The organism is Legionella sp. PATHC039, assembly GCF_026191275.1.
GTDB lineage: Bacteria > Pseudomonadota > Gammaproteobacteria > Legionellales > Legionellaceae > Legionella > Legionella pneumophila.
In genome coordinates, this window is sequence record NZ_JAPHOP010000001.1 from 385,873 (window position 1) to 404,960 (window position 19,088).

The window sequence follows — 19,088 nt, forward strand, 5'->3', positions numbered from 1 at the left end:
TTTAACCCCTTATATTTAAAGTAATTTGTGGTGGAAAAGAACGAACCTCTGGAGGCCTGGTTCCATAGACTTAATTTAACATAACAAATTAATTAGAAGGGTTTTTAGATATGAGTCAATTTTCGAATCGTTTTTCTGTGCATGCTTTTATCCAACAAGACATTATTTGGCCAATGATATGGCCAAAATGAATGAAGAATTAATATACCAGCACCATCCTCGTTTCAATTAAGAGTAGTCGGGTGCTTTTTGATGAGTAAAGACAAGTTCTATTTCCCTCGCTGTTTCTTTAATCAGCTTTCTGATTTCGTTTTTTGAAATGTTTTTGTCCATGGCATCAAGCGCTTTATGTGGATCCAGCCAGAGACGCGTAACAAAATCAGGAAGTGGTGAGGGTTCAGCAAATGAGTTAGCATTAATATCCATCTCTGAAAGTTCTTGAAGACTTTTCAGTTTGGTATGGCTTTCATCATCAGTTTTCAGCCATTCGTTGATAATTTTTTCGAGAGAGTCTTGTAACAATCTCATTACATTTTTTTTCTGGTAATCTTTAAAAAAAGTTCCAGCTGCTTTTTCGCGACTCATCATAAATCAAACTCCTTCGTTATTTTCAAACACCCATTAATACAATTTTAGAACAATTTATAATTTAATTGATTTTTATTGTTTCATTGACTAGCTTGGTCCCTTTTTATATCTGCTACTGTCCGTCATTTCTTGTTCTTTCTTATCGACATTTTTCCAAAATAAAGAGGGGCTCGATTCTGGCTTTATCTCTAATAGGCTCTCCAGGTGTTCAGTCATTGCCAATTTCGCTCTATTTCTATAATTTTCTACTTTATCTGATGGATTTTTTCCTGGATGGGTATCAATAAATTCTTGTGTTTCCTGTAAATTCTTTAATGCCAATTCAGGGTTAATTTCAGTTATTTTGAACTTTACTCGTAATGGTTGTCTTTTTTCATTAAGATGGGCGCAAAAAAATGCTTCCCGGCCTCGCTTTGAAAAAAATTCTGCATAAATATCCGAGCGTTCTTTTGTGTTTGTTGTTTTTCCCAGTAGAGCTAATTTTTCAATATACTTGTCGATGCCAATTCGCGACAGATATTCATCTTTATCGCTGACAAACCAATCCTGTAAAGTGTGTGAACCAAAGTAAGCTTGATAAGGATAGAATTGGCGTGGTGATTCACCCAGCGTTTGAGGGATATATATTATAAAAGAATGCGACCCAATCCAAAAATCGAATCTCTCTTTTTGTTCGTTAAAGATATCGACGATCTCACTTATTGCAAAATCTTCAGGTTTTTCAGGTTCTTCAAGAACAAAAGGATCACAAAGACTATATTCTGCTGAGTCTCCAATTGCGTTGAATAACTGCGTACATTTTTTTTTACCTGGTCCAAGGTTAAAAAGATTACCTATCTTGTCAAGAAAATATAATTTATTTTCTAATAGGTAAATTTTATTCCTCACAGCGGTTTCCGGATTGAAATTCTCTTTTTTTGTTTTAACCAATATAATGGGAGGGTCTTCTCTGTCAATTTCAAATCGTATTAATAGGTTAGTGCTCGATGGAGCTGTATTTTCCAAAACATTTTTTAGATTGTCTCCATCTGCTGATAATGCTTCATATTTGGTGAAATGGAATTTTTCCGCTTCAGTTTTTCCTAAAAGCAATTCACACACATCATTACTGGCTTGGCCACAACTCTGAGTGGGTTCAGTCATCATATGACATACCTTTGAAACCTCCTTTGCAATTTGTTGCTTAAGGTTCCCTGTTTTATTAATGCTGGGGATAGATCGCTCTGCCTGCATTTGTCCTAACACCTCAGCAGGGACACCAGTCATCATGACTCCATAGATTTGGGACATGCTTTTCAACTTCTTGTGTACCATGAAACCTGGCGATTCCAGTTTTATTTTTGTCATATTAATGCCACTTACAATCAATGTGATATATTATAGATCAATATCATTTGATTATAAACAGTTCAAGTGACCAATACACAAAGCCGATTCGATTTATCACTTATCACGAAGAACTAATCCGTATTGTTCATCCCAGGCTTTTTGAGCTGTTTCTGATTCAGGCTTGATTTCTGCCAGCTGCTCTGATGGTAATGTTTTAAAATACTCCACTAACTTTTCACGATCCTTTCCAGAAAGGGTATCTGCTTCTTTTGCAAGAATCTTGAGGTTTTCCATCGTAATGACTGATGAGATCATTTTATCTATTCTGCTGGTTGTATCTAAGTTTTTGCTAAAGAAAGATTGTGTGTTTTTTTCTTTATAGGAGGTTACTGATTCTTTTCGATGAGTCGGCTCTATTAGAAGTCCCATCTCAAGTTGTTTAGTCATCGCTTCTTGCGCTTTTGTTTTATAAAGTTCGCATTGAGCTTTCGCGTTTTCGCCAGGATAATTTATATCAATAAACTCTTGAACTTCTTCTAAATTTTGCAATGCTATTTCTGGATTGACTTCAGTGATTTTAAATTTGACTCGTAATGGCGAAAATTTTTCATTGATCCCAGTACAAAAAACATGTTCCTTTCCTGGAGGAGAAAATAATTCTCCATAAATATTGGAGCGCACTTTGCTGTCAGTTGTTGTGCTTAATAATGCCAATTTTTCGATATAACCATCTATGCCTAAACGGGATAATTTTTCATCTTTATCACCTGAAAACCACTGTTGCATAGTATGGCTGCTCCAATAAGCCTGGTAAGGATACAATGTGCGTGTATCCTCACTCTCTGCTTCTGGAACAAATAGGGTAAAAGAATGAGTTGTTGTCCAACAATCCATGTTTTTTATTTTAGACGAAACTATTTCACCTATCTCGCAAACAGCTGCTTCCTCTTCACCATCTTCTGGCTCAATAAACTCATCATTAAGGATATAATGTTGAAAACCAGAACTGGTAATGGCATCAAATAGTTTTTGACATGTTTCTGATGTTTGCCCTAGATCAATGATTTTTCCAAATATATCGAGATATAAAAGCTGATCTTCCAGTAGATAAATTTTATTTTTTTCAGCAGTCTTGGGATTAAACTCCTCTCTTTTTATTTTTTGGTATTTACGGGGAGCATTAAACCGATCCATTTCAACTCTAACTAGCAAATTTTTATTAGGCAGGGAATTTTTCAAATTTTTGCCATCTTTTGATAAGATTTCGTACCTTGAATTTTCGAAATCACTCGCCCCATCTTTTCCTAAAAGCAAAGCGCATATTTCATTGCTGGCTTGTCCGCAGCTGTTTGTTGGTTGGGTCATTTCAGATTTTCGAACTACTTCAGCAATATTTTCTTTCACATTCCCCATTTTTTTTACAGATTCAACTGATCTTTCTGCCTCATTTTGCCCTAATATTTCTGCAGGAATACCCGTTATCATCGTTCCATAACTCTTAACCATATGTTTGATTTTTTCATGAACATGCAAACCCGTCTTTTCAAGCTTGGAAGTTGTCATATTAACCTCACTGATAGATACCCTATAATTTAATTGTAGATTAAATTAAACTTTGTACACTTTGATTTATTTTATAGTTCATTGTATTTTTTTTATATTTTGGTTAACGATAAGATCTGAAATAGGTAGAGCGACTATTAAAGAAAAATTGCTGAGAGGGGGAATTAAACCACTAAAGCAAGTGCTGTGTTTGCTGAAAGATATTCATCTTTTTGTTGGTGATTGCAAGCAATTATCGAAACCTGGCTTTTCTAATTAGTTTAGTAAGGTCTCAAATCCTTAATGGTAGGGTTAATTGGCTATTCATATCCTGTGTTGAAAATTGCACATTGGATTGATGGCTAGCCTCGCGAAGACTGGCGTATGTTTTATAGTCAATCAGCCTTACATAGAGGAAGGAGGATGCTCTGTATGAAGGGAAAATACTAATTATTGGACAGGGATTTTAATATCGTCGGAGTCAGTCATGAACTTCGTACCCCATTAATGCTGATACTAGGTCCTCTGGGAATGTTGCTTGCAGAAAAAAAGCTTCCCTCATTTGTTCAGAATACATTAAGGTGCATACAAAATAATGCTCAAACTTTACTGAAACATGTCAATGATTTGCTGAATATATCAAAGCTGGATGCCAGGGCAAAATCATACTTTGCCCTGAATTTGCCCAATCAAGAGTTCACTTCTAAATTTATCAGACCACATAGCCTTTTTTAATTTTCCCTTCATGCTATTTTTCTGAGGATGAAGTCGAGCCAGATTGAGTGCAAACCTACGAAGCAAGGCTAGATTTTCTGCTGCATTGTCTCTGCGTATTCTTGAGTCATCTTCTTTGTAGGTCACATCCAACACCCAGTGAGCTTTGTTTTCGACTGCCCAATGCTCTCTGATAGCATCTGCAATTTGTTTAGGCTCTAAGGGCAAGGAACTGATATAGTATTGTACTTCAGTGCCGGTTTTTTCTTTTATTTCACGTGTTCGCGTTACTTCAATTACGGTTTGTAATCCTTGCCAGTCGGCGTAACCTTCAATCCATGGACTAATTACGATTTGCCGGCATGTTCTTGTTTCTATGCGTCCATGGCCTGCGTCCACTTCTTCGAAGTAATTTTGTGACCAGATTTCTCGATGGTCTCTTTCCATGATATGAAAATAATCCTTAATTTCATTCAATAGTTTTTTATGGTTGTTTTTAACACAAAGCACATAGTCTCCGCCTTTATCATGTATTTTTTTAGCTATCTTCTTTTCTGTATTCATAGCATCGGCAGTAACAATTGCTCCCTTAAGCTCCAAGAGGTCTAGCATTTCTAACACACTGGCTTTTTCGTTTGCTTTTCCATTAGAGCGCATTTGAGCTAATATCAACCCATTTCGTTTACTCCATGCAGTAATGCTATGTAAGGCTGTGGTGCGGTCACCTGTATATGAGCGGCGTAGAGTTTTTCCATCTATTGCTATTTGTTCTCGACCATCTTTCGAACGAAGTTCATTCACCCAATTTACAAAACACAACGTGAACTGCTCTGAATCAAGAGCACTAATTACACGAGCTATGGTATCATCGGCTGGTATCCCATGCTTAAAATCCCGATATTGTCTTAGCCAATCAAGCTTTTCTTCTCCAAAATCCTTTATGTCTTTCCATCCCTCAGCTCCAGACATCACCGCAGTACCTGCTAAAAATAAGATATCTAGCAGATTATGGCGCTGATTTATTTCGCTACGAGGATCTTTAAGTATGGAAAAATTTTCTACAAAACTCATTTCTTGTCATCCAAAAAATGAGTATTTGATCACAAATCACTGAAAAATCATACTAAATGATAATTACTGGTCAAAAAGGTATGATCTTGCCCTGAGCTGGATGCTGGCAAAATGATTCTTCATTATGCCAATATTGATTTGGTAAAATTAATTCAACAGACAATTGCATTGTTTGAGGCTCAGATTCCCGAACGCAAGCTTGTTTTTTCAATGGATTTGCCTGATGAATTGCAAGCACAAATAGATCTCGACAAAATCCAGCATATTTTAATCAATATTTTGTCAAATGCCATAAAATTCACACCGCAAAATGCGAAAGTAAGCATTAGATTAGTGCAAATCAATCCTGAAACATGCAGGCTTCAGATAGGAGATAATGGGACGGGTATTCCTTCTGATCTTTGTGAAACTATATTCGAGCGTTTTTTTCAGATTGAGGCACCTACAACTTGTACGGTAGGGGGAACTAGGTTGGGTTTATCGATTGCAAAAGATTTCGTTGAATTACATGGGGATTCAATTTTGGCAGGGAATGCTCATGACATCATCAATGCATTTGCCAAACCAAACTGCTGCAATTTCCGAAAAATCCGCGCTGCTTTAACGGCCAACCCGGCAATGGGCGAAATAATGAATCCTATTAGAGTAGGAAGGCAGCTAAAACTGTAAAACTTCATAATAGTTCAGGAGTGATGAGCAAAGATCAAAGATTTGTGACTGAAAAAATGAGCAGTTAAAATCTAAGAAAAGTGAGAGATCATATCCGTCCAGTTTTATGGTAAAAAGAGTAGTCAGCTGCTTCGCATTACTTTAGCATTTTAGAAGGTGGCGGGAAATTGTTATCCAAATTCTGCTCTCTCAATTCAAGTGAATTGGCTTTACATTCAATACATTTTTGACACATACATTTTGTTGTTCGCGATACGGTCAAGGGGATTGGGGTTGTTGATATTCCTCCTATAAGTGCAGATAAACCCCAATTTACCGGAAAACAGCAAGCGAATAATGAACCACCAACAGTTCCTAATATACAACACACAACCGTAAACGTTTTTTCTTCTCTGGAAATACAACTGGTTCTGTTTGCTGGATTATCTTTTAGGTCTTTTCTTTGTTGATTTATTGACTCTCTAACTTCTTTAATTGATTGTAATTCCTTCTGACGTTTTTGAGAAGCAACTAGGAATTTTGTGTATTTTTGATGTAATTGACTATAAGTTCCCTCGCAGGGTATATCCACTAAAGTAATATTAAACGTTTTACCTAGCTGATGTACTTGATAATTAATATCCTTATTAGTCCTTGCAAAACAACTTAGTGATTGAAGATCAAGGAAATACATAACATGAGCGAGGATCTCATTAGGAACGTCTGTAAAACTGCCAAGATTGGTGCTGAGATTATTGCCGACTACAGTAGAGCTATTTTTTTTAAACATGAACATAAATCAACCTTAACTCCAGTGATAGATTTTATTGATCAAACAATATTTTTTCCAAATAAATTTTTTTTTGGTATGTACAAAAACAACGAAAGGAAATTAACATATCTCAGCTTCCAATTGAAGGATAATATGATATTGAAATGGAAAAAAAACACTAAAAATCACCTGATTTAAGGCTCTGAACAAAATAACGATTATCCCAACCTGATTTACTGAGCTTGATATTGATTACTACCTTAAAGGTTTTTTCCCTTTTTAGCGCAGCTATCCCCCTGATTGAATTGATTGCCAAACCCAATCCGACTCAATTTGTAAAACCTCAAAACTCTGTCTTGTTGTTTTATACTTAGCACAAAAACACAAATGTTAGCTTTCCGCTTAGCTATTTATTTTCCAGAAATAATGCCATCCTATCAAGTGCTGGAAATACCTGTGGAACATCACTCCTTTACCTGGTAAGTGTGAACAGCTACTTAACCCATGTAGCTCGACAATGCAGTAATCCAATTTTCCTGATTGGAATAATTACACTGTGTACTTAAATCTGGTTTGCCCTCAAAGGACCGGACAAGGGCGTTCCTGCCTGAAAACCATCGCTGTTGGTATAAACATCTGATGGTCCATTAAATTGACCGCCGCTATAATAACGATAACCCGCATTGATACTCAGAGGGCTTCCTGCCGGACGAAAATTCAGTCCGGCAGACGCTTGCCACGCAAAACTGTTTTTGTTAACAGGCTCACCAATAGTTGAAAATGATTCTTTATCTTTATTATCTTTGAACTCTACACTTGTAATTATTTTTTGAGAAAAATATCGTGAGAGCTCTCTACTTATATGTTCTGCTTCTATTGAGTGTGTCAGTCTTGTTCTAGGAAAATCAACATAAGGATTTAAAAAAACCTGGGTTTTATTAGATAGTCGCCTAAATTGTGACCTGTATATTATGGAGCCGTAATCTTTTAAAAATGGGGTTCTATTACAATTATCGATAGTACATTGTGTAATCCCTTGATAAGTACACTCATCCATTTTCATCCATGATTATGATTATTAATTGAATATTAAGTCATTGCTTCACTTTTTTGCTAACTAGGATTTAATGAAAGGAGAACAGAATCAGAATAGGCAAATACAAGATACAATTGCATTTTTATATATCACAAAGAATTATTTGTATGCAAAATAACCTATAATCAAGTTAGTGTAAGTTTTGGGATGTGAAGACAGGTTATTATGATTTTGAATATTACAGCAGCGCAATTCCCTGATTTAACGCTTAATGCTATTGAATCCTGTCAAAATATCTATAGCAAAAGATTGATTTTTAATGCCCTGTTTCAGATTTATCTGATGTGGGCTCTGGATAGGGATTATATAAGAAGCAGTCAATATCCGGAGTCCGTTTGGGCTGAGGAGATGCGCAAGCATCGTCTCGAAGCCTTGGCACGAAACATTAAATTCCATACAAGGCTTTGAGACGGCATAAATGCCTCCTCAGCCCGAACGATTCAAAATAATGGCTGTCTTATCCATAACTCACGTTATCCATAAAAATCAATCTTTTTCTATTGATGCTCCCAGGCATAAATCTGGATAAGGTTTGCTGATTAATTCCTTCCTGCCATCACGCCTCCATCGACATTCATAATTTCTCCCGTGATCCAGCTTGCTTTATCAGACAAAAGAAATTCGATTGCATCAGCGATATCTGTTGCCTTACCGATTCTGCCGATAGGATGAAATTTATTAAAATCCTGTAACGACTCCTCGATTCTCTCTTCATCAATAAATGATTTATAGATAGGAGTGGCTACCACTGCTGGTGCCACGGCGTTTACTCTAATATTGTGCTCAGCAAGCTCCATAGCTAAATGTTGGGTTAGTGAATGAAGTCCGGCTTTTTGCATGGAATAAGCAGAGGAGGGAGTTGCTTTAACCGCCTGATTCGCCCACATCGAACCGATATTGACGATACTACCCCCTCCATTTTTTTTCATGTTTTTTACTACGGCCTGGGTGATAAAAAAGAACGCCTTATTAAGATTAACCTGACGATCGTAATCTTCTTCCTCATGTTCTAAAAAAGTGATGGGTTTGAAATAACCAGCGGCATTTACAAGATATTTTACTCTTCGAGTTTCATCATTCATACTACTTATAAATTGGAATACCTGCTCTTTGTCATAAAGATCAAGAACTAAAATGTCTACTTTTGCTTCCAGTTTTTGTATTTCTGCTGCAGCATTTTCAAGTTTTTGTTTATCTTTTCCGGTAATTAACAGCTCCATATTGTTACTTGAAAGTTTTTTTGCAGTTTCAAGGCCCATACCACTAGAGCCGCCAATAATAATAGCTAAATTTTGATTGAACATGTATTCTCCTGATTCATTAAAACACTGTCCAATCCAGTATGAAAGATCTACAATATTAAAAAAAGTAAGCACTTTTCAGTTCACTAAGTACTTTATGGTACAAATTATTGAAATGGATGAAAAAAAATTAATACAAAAAAAAGCTCCCATTAAGACAGCGTCAATGGTAGAGGCTATCTATGGTTGTAAGTGGTCCTTGACCATCTATTCTCTTTTACGAAATGGAATCAATCGACCAGGGGAAATGGTACGAAGCGTTGAAGGACTATCAACAAAAGTTTTAAACCAATGCCTGCGGAAGAATATTGAATTTGGGATTCTCGGCAGAAATACCTTTCATGAGATACCCCCCAGAGTTGAGTACTTTGTGACTTCTTTTGGAGAAAAGTTTTTAAAAATTCTGGATCAAATAGAAGAGTTGAACGAGCAAATCAGGGATTATCAACAAATCGAATTCGACAATAATGGTAGTTAAGATTTGTTATAAAAGACCTATTGCTAATCGACTGCAAGTGAATTATGGCTCACAATATTCACCAACGTAATGAGACATCGCTAGTCCATATCATTATTAACGCCAGAAAATATTTACAATAGGTATTCAAGTTATGGCCAGAAACGACCCCATTACCTTTCTAACAACATGGATTTCTGAGGAATTGGAAAGAGGAGCACCTAATCCACAACATGCTACATTATCTACGACAGGCAAAGATTCTATTCCCCATGGGCGTGTTATCGCTATTCGCGAAATCAATGAGCAAGGTTTATTATTTTTTACCCAACGAGGAACCAGAAAGGTTGTCGAAATGACCTATAATCCTATGGTATCTCTGACTTTTTGGTTTGAGTTATTTGAAAGAGAAGTCATGATAGACGGTTCAGCCAGGCCATTATCGGAAAGCGAAAATCAAGCATACTGGGATACCTATCCGCCTTTCGCGCAAATCAGATTTCATAGTTATGCGCCTACTTCATCACAAGTTATACCAAGCAAACAACTAATTGAAAATAAAAGAAAAATATTGAATTCCCAGTTTCACGATAAGTCATTGCCTATGAGTGAGTATTATTGTGGTTTCAGAATCATTCCCACACGCATGGTTTTTTATACTTATAGAACGGATGAATTGTCCGATGTCGTAGAATATTGTTTTATAAAAAACAATTGGGAGAAGAATCTGCTTTCTCCTTAATATCAATTTGTTTAAGCTTAATGATTGACGCAACAATGTTTTTTTATTACATCCAACACCCATTGCAGCGGTTTATGATTTGATAATCGTTTATGATAGTAAAAGTTAACTAAAAATGTCTTTTTAGGGAAAGGGAAAGGATGTAGTTCAATTTGATATCTGTCTTTGAAAGTAACAGCTAGAGTTCTCGGTACAGTTGTAATCAAATTCGTATGATAAACCACTTCCAATGCACTAATGATATTGGGCACTATCACTTTGATATTTCTTTGATGATATCCTTGTAACGCTTTATATAGTATATTTTCATTTCCCATGTAACTAAATTGTATGTCAACATGTTCAGCTTGCAAGTACATATCTTGAGTTAATTCCTGATTTGCGAGTGGATGAGATTTATGCATGACGCACAAGGCTTCCTCTTCAAACAATAATTCTCTGATGATGTTATTCCCCGTTTCAACAAAGCCTGGTCCTATTGCAAAGTCTAATTCGGACATTAATAAATACTCGAGACTCAAGTACTCTGACAGTGAAGAAATCTTTAATACAAATTTCGGAGCATTTTTAGCCAAATGAGCACATAACCTGGGTAAAATAAAATATTCTCCAGTACCTACTGATGCAGTCTTTAAAAATAAATTGTCATTTCCTGGATTGAAAGTATCTTCTTCAAAAATATCATTGGAGTAATTTAAAAATTTTTTAATTTTTGGGGCCAGATCAAGCACCTTTTGTGTTGGTTGAAGCCCGTGAGGTTTCCTAATAAACAAAGGATCATCGAATATATCACGTAATTGTTTTAATATATGACTCATTGCAGTCTGGCTCATGAAAGATTTCTCAGCCGCTTTTGATACTGAGAGCTCATTTAGCAATGTATCAAGATGCAATAACAAATTGAGATTAATTTTTCTAAGATCCATTTTTCATTAAATCCAAATTAACTTTTTATATTCCTATCCAGGGTGACTGAATAAGCCCAAAACTACAATTTGGAATTTACCGACTATATCTTTTTCTTTATCAATAGAATTATAGTTAAGGAAACAGTTTGTTTCTAACAAACAGTATTATGAATAGGAATTGTTAATAATATTTTTTGATATTTATCAAAATAAATAACTGCTCATAAAAAGACGTCAAATCATCAGTAATTCATTGAAAAATAATAGATATAACTAAATTTAATAAAACATATCAAAACAATTAATTATATTAATATTTATCAATATGCTCAAATATAAGCAGCTAATTGGCTTATAGGAGAGCGTTATGGTTTATTACATAAATTTGAAGGAACAACCTTTACCTCAAGATAAAGAAATTTTAACGCAGTTAATTAAGCAATATTTATTGTCCGGTTCCAGTCAGTCCGCATTGTTTGCTAAACATCATTACACGCTAAACGATGAAAATGGAAATGAAATAGAGTTCCTCTTGAGTCATGATATATACAAGAATCAACGTCATGATGGTATTACTGAGTTTTTAATTTTAAATGGTCCAAAGATAGGGAGCGGAACCAAAGGCGAAGTGAGACAGAGTAATCATGCTATGTATTTAATGTATGATGAATTGGTAATTTTCCCTAAAGAGAATGTACTGAAGGTTTTATATCGAAATTTTAGCAATGCCGAGGGGCTAATAAAACAGGAATCTGTCAATTATTCGATTTTATCAGGTAATTCAGCTGCAGAATTAGTCAATTTGCAAGGAGGAAGCCAAGGTTTTTTCATGCAAAAAGAAGAAGGGTGTACTTTGGAAGAGCTTCTTGAGGACATAGACTCACTTCAAAAATTGACATTTTCAGACAAAATGGAGTTAGCCATTTCATTTTTAACTGAGTTAGAAAATCTGCATAACAAAGACTTTGTCCATGGCGATTTAACTTTCAAAAATATTTTATATAACGAAGAGAGTAAGCGATTAAAAATCATTGATGCAGGAGAGATGAAAGTAGCAGATGAACGCTTTTTAGCGCAGGATATTTTAATTGCTAGGGACATGGTATCTCTTTTGTTTACAACTAATGAAACAAATCAATTTAATGCATCAAGTTATTGGTCTGATGAACCGACAGCCAGACGAATACTTTACCCAAATCTGGTCGAAGCAAAGTTAAATACAATTTTGAACAGTGAATACACTTGTATTTCAGCTTTAAAGTTGGCCATTGAAATGAATTACAATGAATATCTAAAGCACTTGAATCCTGTTTTGAAAAGAAATGAGTTTTCCAAAACAGAAAGCGAGGCTTCGAATTTACAGGCCTACAAGGATCAAATGAATAAGCAACAACTCTTGGGGGAAATTCGAGAATCTAAAGAAGTTTTTTTAAATATGAAAGAAAGCTTGCCTCTTGCAGACCAATACCGTCTTAAAGTATTTTTTGATTATCTGGATAATATCTGCTCCGCATTAAATCATGATAAAACCAATCAAAAGTTGGCCAGAGCGGCTTATGATTTTCTAACAGCACAAATCAATAAATTGTTTGAGGATAATGAGAAAAACTCACAATTAAGCTTCAAAAGCTTCTCAAAAGATGTGCAGCAATTTTTAAATCAAATTAACTTTTATGTAATGAATAATCCTTCTGCCCGCTCTAATTCTATAGCCTCCACCATTAACCTATTAAAGCAGTTGAATAATAAAAGTGATTTTAACCCAGAGCAATCTCTTAAGACTTTCTCTGGATATAAAGAAATCATGATTCAATTGTTATTAAAACCATTTGAAATATCAGTGGCTGAAATATCTAATGCACCAGTTACAGGATCTGATTTGATTGAAAAGCAATCTGGCATCAAAACAAGACTTAGGGAAATGACATCCTCTGCAAATCAAGACAAGCAACCTGTAATTAGCCCTTCATTGATGAGAGGTCCCAGCTAAAAACTGCATCAGGAAAACGTAACTGTATTATTTTACTGCTCTTGTGTAATTACATTTGCTGGGAGATACTAACAGGACTTACGAAAAACCCCAATCTCTGTGTTAAAAAATGTTTTTAATTCGGTCATTTAGTTTATCTAAATCCACTCATTAAAAACATTTCCTGCCTAAACCTTGGGTTTTTTCGTAAGTCCTAAATAAATCATACAACAATAACAAGAAGGTATTAATTGATGACTTACTTTCGAATAAAACACAGTCCATTACTCTTGATGCTTGCATCTGCCACAGATTATTTTTTCGATTCCATGTTGACTGAAGATAGATAGATTTTTTGAGCTATCGTTTATGGAATATCATCGTGTTTGGCAGTTTTCTTATGGATTAGTCCTGCTACTGCTGTATGCCTCTCTGGCAACGGCGGCGAACGCTTTGACTCTTAAAGAAGTAACCCAAATTGCTTTAGCAAACAACAAGGATTTAAAAGCCGCGCGTTACAATGTATCTATCGCAAAAGCCCGGTTGTTACAAGCAGGCTTTTGGTCTAATCCAAGCTTGAATCTTTCAAATAATGACGATCGTTTATTCACTGATGAAGGAGAGTATTCGCGCAGTGCTGGCTTTAGCCAGGCATTTCCCATATCAGGACGTATTGCAAAACAAAAGACAGTGGCACGTCTGGATGTGTTGAAAGCCATTACAGAAATCAGAGAAGCTGAGCGCCAACTCAGTGCCAAAGTGGCTAGTGCCTTTTATACGGCAGTGATTACAGAACATCGCATACAGCAAGTCAATTACTTATTACGGATTAACCAGGAGTTGGTTGACGTTATCCATAATCGATATCATGCCGCAGAAATTTCAAAATTGGATGAAAATGCGGCACGCATTGAGTATTTGCGTATTGTGCAAGAAAAACATCTTTTGCATAGCCTTAGTATTAGTCAATATGCGACACTAAATCAATTAATGGGACGTGAAGCCAACTCTTCTTTATCACTTAAAATGGATTTTGCCGCTGCAAAAAAACTCCCGGTATTAGATGCTCTAAAAACACAGGCGCTTAAAAATCGCCCTGATCGGCAATCTATTGCGTTATCGATTGAGCGTGCCAATGCTGATCGCCGTTTGGCAAAAGCCGAGCGCTTTGCAGATTGGACAGTAGGCCTTGGTATTCAGCAGGATAAAATTGTGGTGGAAGAAGGTCCTCCTCAACCAGCCGATCGTACTTTGGGTGTTACACTGTCTGTTCCTCTCCCTCTTTTAAATCGAAATCAAGGGAGAATTTTAGAAGCAAGTTATACAGGTACTCAGGCGATTATGTCATTACGCGCCCTCGATTTAAGTATTGCAACGGAGATAGCCAGTAATTATGAGCAATTCAAAGCATTACGTAAGAGTCTTGAGGAAACACAACGTGTTTCTCTTCAATTAACTATTGAAAATGTAAAATTGGCCCGTGATTCTTATGAAAATGGGCAAATTTCTTTTTTAAATGTGCTACAAGTGCAAAAACAGCAAAACGATTTGCAAACCACTTATCTCAATACGTTAGAAAAATTTTTACAAGTCTATGTGGCCTTGTGTACAGCTGTTGGTCCTGGAAAAACAGATGGGTTTTGCTCTTATTTAGAGTATCAAAGCAACGGTGATAGCAAATGAGATTGCAGCTTAAAATTAGAATGATGATCATGACTGTTTTTTTTCTTGGCTTACTTTCCCCCATGCAAGTGAGTTTTGCACACGGAGGAAACATAGAAGTAAGCGAAGGAGGCACCAAAGGGCCGGTTCATTTGACTCCGGAACAAGCCAGGATGCTTGATATCAAAGTTGTCCAGGCAACCCATCGTCCTATGGCACAATTGCTTGGTTTAAATGGTCAAATTCAATTATTACCTGATGCTCAAGCTGATGTCAGCATTCGTATTAGTGGCAGTGTGACAGCGATTGATGTGAATTTGGGAGATAGTGTCAAGGCAGGACAGCGCTTGGCTACAGTGCAATCACGATTGGTGGGAAATCCTCCACCGAGCGTTGCTGTCAATGCCCCAATTGCTGGTATCATTGATGCCAGGAACATCAATTTAGGTCAGGCTGTCGAGCCAAACACCGTTCTTTTTCATATCAGTAATCGCGATAAATTATTAGTCGTAGCTCAAGTGTATGAAGAAGATTTAGGTAAAGTGAATGTAGGGCAAGAAGTGAATGTTCATGTCTTAAGTTATCCCAAGCAGACATTCCGGGGTCAAGTCACTTTAATTGAACCCAATCTTGATCCATTGACCCGTACAGTTAATGTACGAATTACTTTGGATAACAAGGAGGGGCTACTGAAACCCGGAATGTTTGTGCGGGCCAATGTGATTTTAACTCACAATAAGGCAGCACTCACTGTGCCGAATGTTGCTCTTTTACAAGCAGATAACCAGCAATTTGTCTTTGTGCAAAATGGAAGCACTTACAAACGAGTCGATGTTAAAGTAGGCTCTGTGGAGGATGACTACTCAGAAATTATTGGTGGTCTAGTTCCTGGCGATCTCGTTGTTACTCAAGGAAATCGCGAGCTTTATACACTTTGGTTGAGTGGAGGTCGCAAACTGCAATCAGGGCAAGAGGAGCATCATTAAATGTTTACTCGCCTTATAGCCTGGTCTTTGCATAATCGTCTCTTGATTTTGGCATTAACGATTATTCTCTGTTTGCTGGGTGGTTATACTCTAAAGCAAATGCCGGTAGATGTTTTTCCTGAATTTGCCCCTCCTCAAGTTGTAGTCCAAACCCAAGCGCCAGGCATGGCAACCCAAGATGTGGAAACATTAATCACTTATCCTTTGGAAAGTGCCATCAATGGGACTCCAGGGGTAGCCAGTGTTCGCTCAAAAACCTCAGTCGGATTATCAACAATTACCGTGGTATTTGATGATAAAACGGATATCTATCTCAATCGTCAACTGGTTAATGAGCGCATTCAACAGGTAGTCAACCGTCTCCCCCCAGGCGTTTCCTCACCTGTGATGCTGCCAGTCACATCGGCAGTAGGGTGGTTGCTGAAATATGCTTTGGTGAGTCAAACAGCAAGCCCTGAAACCTTGCGCACTATTTCTGATTGGACTATTCGTCCACGTCTATTAGCTTTAGGCGGAGTTGCTTCAGTAGTTTCACTGGGTGGGGAAGTAAAGCAATATCAAGTACAGCTTGATCCCTCGCGTATGCTGGCTTATGGCATCACAGTCGAAGAAGTTCGTCAAGCGTTGGCAACAGGAAATCAAAATGTACCTGGCGCTTTCGTACATCAGGGGGGTACGGAATTTGTCGTGAGTACCATTGGTCGTATTAAGACGTTGGACGATATAAAAAAAACACTGATTGTAGTCCGCAAGGGAGTTCCTGTTACTGTTAATAATGTAGCCACAGTCGCTTTTGGCGGTGAAATTAAACGCGGTGATGCTTCTTTCAATGCAGAACATGCTGTGATTGGTACTGTTTCTAAAATTTATGGCGCTGACACATTAACCACAACACTTAAAGTGGAGCAAGCTTTAGCTGATATAAAAAAATCCTTGCCGGTAGGTATTGAATTAAATACGGAAGTATTTCGCCAAGCCAATTTCATTGAATCAGCGATTCATAATTTAACCAAAGCTCTTATTGAGGGTGCTGTTATTGTGATTGCCGTATTGTTTCTTTTTTTGATGAATTGGCGAGCCTCGTTTATTACGTTTCTCTCTATGCCCGTTTCCTTTATCGTAGGGATCTTGGTTCTTCATTATTTCGGTTTTGGTATTAACTCCATGACTTTGGGAGGAATGGCGATTGCTATTGGTGAGGTGGTGGATGATGGGATTATTACCGTAGAAAATGTTGTACATCGTTTACGACTTAATCGTTTGGCAGAGAACCCCTTGCCTGCGATTGAAATTGTTTTTGATGCGGTTTTGGAAATTCGCAGTTCAGTGGTTTATGCGACCATTATAATTAGCCTGGTATTTTTACCCATCTTCTTTTTGTCAGGAATTCCCGAGAGGATTTTTAGCCCATTAGCTATTGCTTATATTGCCTCCGTATTAGGTTCTCTTGTCGTTTCTATTACTATGGTACCAGCCCTATGCTATCTCCTTTTAGCTCGAAAGACTGAAAAGAATCTGGATGCTAAAGTGGCTGTGCATGCCTTATCTGAAGACGAGCGTTATCATTGCACACAAGAGGAAACGGTTAAGCAGGCTCAAACGGAAACGCGCTTTGTGATTTGGCTTAAAAAGCATTTTTTAACTGGTTTAAATTGGTCACTGGTCCATTGTAAAACAGTCGTAGCCATCTCAATCGCAGCCTTTGTTTTTGCTTTAAGTTTACTTCCTTTTTTTGGAACTTCTTTTTTGCCTGAATTTCATGAAGGCAACTTTATTATTGTGATGAGTACTCTTCCGGGAACTTCATTGAATGAATCCATGCGCTTGGGGAAGCAAGTCAGTAAGATTTTGTTGAAATATCCGCAAGTGATTTCTATTGCCCAAAGAGCAGGGCGCAGTGAATTGGATGAAGATGCTTTACCACCGAATATTAGTGAATTCGATGTGCATCTGAATTTTGGTAAAGATAAAACCATGTCTCCTGATGAATTGTTACAATCTATTCGAGCTGATTTAGCGAATATTCCGGGAGCGTTATTTAATGTGGGGCAGTTTATTGCCCATCGCATGGATGAAGTGTTATCAGGAGTCAGGGCGCAAGTAGCCGTGAAACTCTTTGGTGATAATCTTGCTACCCTTAATGAATTGGGTGAATCGGTAGAATCCATTTTAAAAACTGTCCCGGGAGTAGTAGATATTAATAAAGAGCAGCAAATCAATGTACCTCAGCTGGTCATTAAAATTGATAGGGAGAAAGCGGCTCGCTATGGTGTCAATATTGGTCAAATTTCTGAGGACATTCAAATCCTTCTTAATGGTGTGACGGTATCCAGTATTCTTGAAGGCCACAGGACGTTTGATTTGTATTTGCGTATGGGTGAAACAGAGCGGGATAGTGTTAAAGCTATTCAAAATATGCTGATTGATGCCCATGGTGCGGCCAATAATCAAGAAACAAAAATCCCTTTGCGCGCGGTGGCTGATATTCAGTTAGAGCCACAACCGTTTGCAATTAATCGAGAAAACGTGCAACGTGTTTTGGTTATCGGTTTTAATGTGCAAGGGAAAGATTTGGGTAGTGTGATTCAAGAAGTACAACATCAGATTAAAGAAAAAATTTCCTTACCTGGTGGTTATTTCGTTCAATATGGCGGCCAGTTTGAAAGCCAACAACAAGCATCTCGTGTGATTGTTCTTTTTGGTGCGCTGGCAGTTTTTATTATGTTGGTACTTCTTCATAAGGCTTTCGGCACATTTAGGGAAGCTCTATTGGTTATGTTCAACTTACCCTTGGCATTGATTGGTGGAGTCGTTTCTTTATTCATTGCCAGCGGTGACATGAGTGTCGCTGCCATGATTGGTTTTATTACTCTGTTTGGGATTGCAGCACGTAATGGGATTATTTTAGTGAGCCACTATAATCAATTGCGCTCTCTGGGGCGAGAACGTGAACAAGTGGTTATCCAGGGAACCCTTGATCGCCTGGTACCCGTGTTAATGACAGCAGCGACAGCGGCTTTGGCCTTAATACCCCTATTATGGGGTTCCCCTGCCGGTAAAGAACTCCAGCGCCCTTTGGCGCAGGTGCTATTAGGGGGATTATTGACTTCTACGGTTTTAAATATGCTTGTAGTACCTACAGTTTATAATGCTTTTGAAATTTGGCACGAAAAGAGAAGACAATTGAAAGAAGTCTCTTAATCAGAGCCATGATGACTCTAACAATCGGGGCTATTAAGAAGCAATTTTCACAAATTGATTAGATGCTTGCGTAGACATGTTTTTGCAATGGTGATAAGTAGC

The 19,088-nt window shown here is 37.3% G+C and carries 15 protein-coding genes and 2 pseudogenes; 9 read left to right on the forward strand and 8 right to left on the reverse strand.

Annotated elements, in window-relative coordinates:
* Window positions 1-228 precede the first annotated feature (228 nt).
* The 3 genes from OQI99_RS01710 to OQI99_RS01720 all read right to left on the reverse strand — a co-directional run bounded on the left by OQI99_RS01710 (window position 229) and on the right by OQI99_RS01720 (window position 3,480).
* Window positions 229-588, reverse strand: a complete 360-nt coding sequence (locus OQI99_RS01710; protein ID WP_265731205.1) for a lpg2149 family Dot/Icm T4SS effector — start codon at window positions 586-588, stop codon at window positions 229-231.
* 87 nt (window positions 589-675) lie between these two features.
* Window positions 676-1,956, reverse strand: a complete 1,281-nt coding sequence (locus OQI99_RS01715) for a lpg2148 family Dot/Icm T4SS effector (protein WP_265731206.1) — start codon at window positions 1,954-1,956, stop codon at window positions 676-678.
* A 75-nt stretch (window positions 1,957-2,031) separates the two neighbouring features.
* The gene (locus OQI99_RS01720) at window positions 2,032-3,480 is read right to left on the reverse strand and encodes a hypothetical protein (protein ID WP_265731207.1); all 1,449 of its coding nucleotides are present in this window, start codon (window positions 3,478-3,480) and stop codon (window positions 2,032-2,034) included.
* Between the two features lie 459 nt (window positions 3,481-3,939).
* On the opposite strand from OQI99_RS01720, the pseudogene OQI99_RS16155 reads away from it, so the two are divergent.
* Window positions 3,940-4,113, forward strand: a pseudogene (locus tag OQI99_RS16155) (histidine kinase dimerization/phospho-acceptor domain-containing protein); the annotation flags it as partial.
* 9 nt (window positions 4,114-4,122) lie between these two features.
* Here OQI99_RS16155 and OQI99_RS01730 read toward each other — a convergent pair.
* Window positions 4,123-5,244: an ISAs1 family transposase gene (locus OQI99_RS01730; RefSeq protein ID WP_061514717.1), complete on the reverse strand. Its 1,122-nt coding sequence runs from the start codon at window positions 5,242-5,244 to the stop codon at window positions 4,123-4,125.
* 93 nt (window positions 5,245-5,337) lie between these two features.
* On the opposite strand from OQI99_RS01730, the pseudogene OQI99_RS01735 reads away from it, so the two are divergent.
* Window positions 5,338-5,913: pseudogene (locus OQI99_RS01735) on the forward strand (sensor histidine kinase); the annotation flags it as partial.
* Window positions 5,914-6,049: 136 nt separating this feature from the next.
* On the opposite strand, the gene OQI99_RS01740 reads toward OQI99_RS01735, so the two are convergent.
* Both OQI99_RS01740 and OQI99_RS01745 read right to left on the reverse strand, forming a co-directional pair.
* Window positions 6,050-6,682: an F-box protein gene (locus OQI99_RS01740; RefSeq protein WP_265731210.1), complete on the reverse strand. Its 633-nt coding sequence runs from the start codon at window positions 6,680-6,682 to the stop codon at window positions 6,050-6,052.
* 544 nt (window positions 6,683-7,226) lie between these two features.
* Complete coding sequence (locus OQI99_RS01745; protein WP_265731211.1) at window positions 7,227-7,721, reverse strand: outer membrane protein; 495 nt, start codon at window positions 7,719-7,721, stop codon at window positions 7,227-7,229.
* A 204-nt stretch (window positions 7,722-7,925) separates the two neighbouring features.
* On the opposite strand from OQI99_RS01745, the gene OQI99_RS01750 reads away from it, so the two are divergent.
* A complete protein-coding gene (locus OQI99_RS01750; RefSeq protein WP_265731212.1) occupies window positions 7,926-8,168 on the forward strand; it encodes a hypothetical protein in 243 nt (80 codons plus the stop codon).
* 131 nt (window positions 8,169-8,299) lie between these two features.
* Here the strand turns inward: OQI99_RS01750 and OQI99_RS01755 are convergent, their stop codons facing one another.
* Window positions 8,300-9,064 (reverse strand): SDR family NAD(P)-dependent oxidoreductase, encoded by a 765-nt coding sequence (locus tag OQI99_RS01755; protein WP_265731213.1) that lies wholly within the window; start codon window positions 9,062-9,064, stop codon window positions 8,300-8,302.
* Between the two features lie 94 nt (window positions 9,065-9,158).
* Between OQI99_RS01755 and OQI99_RS01760 the strand changes: the two genes are divergently transcribed.
* Together OQI99_RS01760 and OQI99_RS01765 are read left to right on the forward strand one after the other, a co-directional pair.
* On the forward strand, window positions 9,159-9,539 hold the full coding sequence (locus OQI99_RS01760; protein WP_061512803.1) for a winged helix-turn-helix transcriptional regulator: 381 nt from the start codon (window positions 9,159-9,161) through the stop codon (window positions 9,537-9,539).
* A 133-nt stretch (window positions 9,540-9,672) separates the two neighbouring features.
* A complete protein-coding gene (locus tag OQI99_RS01765) occupies window positions 9,673-10,260 on the forward strand; it encodes a pyridoxine/pyridoxamine 5'-phosphate oxidase (protein ID WP_265731214.1) in 588 nt (195 codons plus the stop codon).
* Window positions 10,261-10,277: 17 nt separating this feature from the next.
* Here the strand turns inward: OQI99_RS01765 and OQI99_RS01770 are convergent, their stop codons facing one another.
* The gene (locus OQI99_RS01770) at window positions 10,278-11,186 is read right to left on the reverse strand and encodes a LysR family transcriptional regulator (protein WP_265731215.1); all 909 of its coding nucleotides are present in this window, start codon (window positions 11,184-11,186) and stop codon (window positions 10,278-10,280) included.
* A 349-nt stretch (window positions 11,187-11,535) separates the two neighbouring features.
* On the opposite strand from OQI99_RS01770, the gene OQI99_RS01775 reads away from it, so the two are divergent.
* From OQI99_RS01775 to OQI99_RS01790, 4 genes are all read left to right on the forward strand, one after another.
* Window positions 11,536-13,158 carry a serine/threonine protein kinase gene (locus OQI99_RS01775; RefSeq protein ID WP_265731216.1) on the forward strand — a complete coding sequence of 541 codons (1,623 nt, stop codon included), beginning with the start codon at window positions 11,536-11,538 and terminating at the stop codon, window positions 13,156-13,158.
* Between the two features lie 348 nt (window positions 13,159-13,506).
* Window positions 13,507-14,820 (forward strand): TolC family protein, encoded by a 1,314-nt coding sequence (locus OQI99_RS01780; RefSeq protein WP_265731217.1) that lies wholly within the window; start codon window positions 13,507-13,509, stop codon window positions 14,818-14,820.
* Window positions 14,817-15,785, forward strand: coding sequence for an efflux RND transporter periplasmic adaptor subunit (locus OQI99_RS01785; protein ID WP_265731218.1), 969 nt, complete (start codon window positions 14,817-14,819; stop codon window positions 15,783-15,785). The genes OQI99_RS01780 and OQI99_RS01785 overlap by 4 nt, the downstream gene beginning before the upstream one ends.
* Entirely contained in the window at window positions 15,786-18,986 is a 3,201-nt protein-coding gene (locus OQI99_RS01790) for an efflux RND transporter permease subunit (RefSeq protein WP_265731219.1), read from the forward strand.
* Window positions 18,987-19,088: the final 102 nt, after the last annotated feature.

Coding starts and splice junctions, on each gene's coding strand:
- OQI99_RS01790 (WP_265731219.1), top strand. CDS start 15,786: ATGTTTACTCGCCTTATAGCCTGGTCTTTGCATAATCGTCTCTTGATT.
- OQI99_RS01750 (WP_265731212.1), top strand. CDS start 7,926: ATGATTTTGAATATTACAGCAGCGCAATTCCCTGATTTAACGCTTAAT.
- OQI99_RS01780 (WP_265731217.1), top strand. CDS start 13,507: ATGGAATATCATCGTGTTTGGCAGTTTTCTTATGGATTAGTCCTGCTA.
- OQI99_RS01765 (WP_265731214.1), top strand. CDS start 9,673: ATGGCCAGAAACGACCCCATTACCTTTCTAACAACATGGATTTCTGAG.
- OQI99_RS01770 (WP_265731215.1), bottom strand. CDS start 11,186: ATGGATCTTAGAAAAATTAATCTCAATTTGTTATTGCATCTTGATACA.
- OQI99_RS01755 (WP_265731213.1), bottom strand. CDS start 9,064: ATGTTCAATCAAAATTTAGCTATTATTATTGGCGGCTCTAGTGGTATG.
- OQI99_RS01720 (WP_265731207.1), bottom strand. CDS start 3,480: ATGACAACTTCCAAGCTTGAAAAGACGGGTTTGCATGTTCATGAAAAA.
- OQI99_RS01710 (WP_265731205.1), bottom strand. CDS start 588: ATGATGAGTCGCGAAAAAGCAGCTGGAACTTTTTTTAAAGATTACCAG.
- OQI99_RS01745 (WP_265731211.1), bottom strand. CDS start 7,721: ATGGATGAGTGTACTTATCAAGGGATTACACAATGTACTATCGATAAT.
- OQI99_RS01740 (WP_265731210.1), bottom strand. CDS start 6,682: ATGTTTAAAAAAAATAGCTCTACTGTAGTCGGCAATAATCTCAGCACC.
- OQI99_RS01760 (WP_061512803.1), top strand. CDS start 9,159: ATGGTACAAATTATTGAAATGGATGAAAAAAAATTAATACAAAAAAAA.
- OQI99_RS01775 (WP_265731216.1), top strand. CDS start 11,536: ATGGTTTATTACATAAATTTGAAGGAACAACCTTTACCTCAAGATAAA.
- OQI99_RS01730 (WP_061514717.1), bottom strand. CDS start 5,244: ATGAGTTTTGTAGAAAATTTTTCCATACTTAAAGATCCTCGTAGCGAA.
- OQI99_RS01785 (WP_265731218.1), top strand. CDS start 14,817: ATGAGATTGCAGCTTAAAATTAGAATGATGATCATGACTGTTTTTTTT.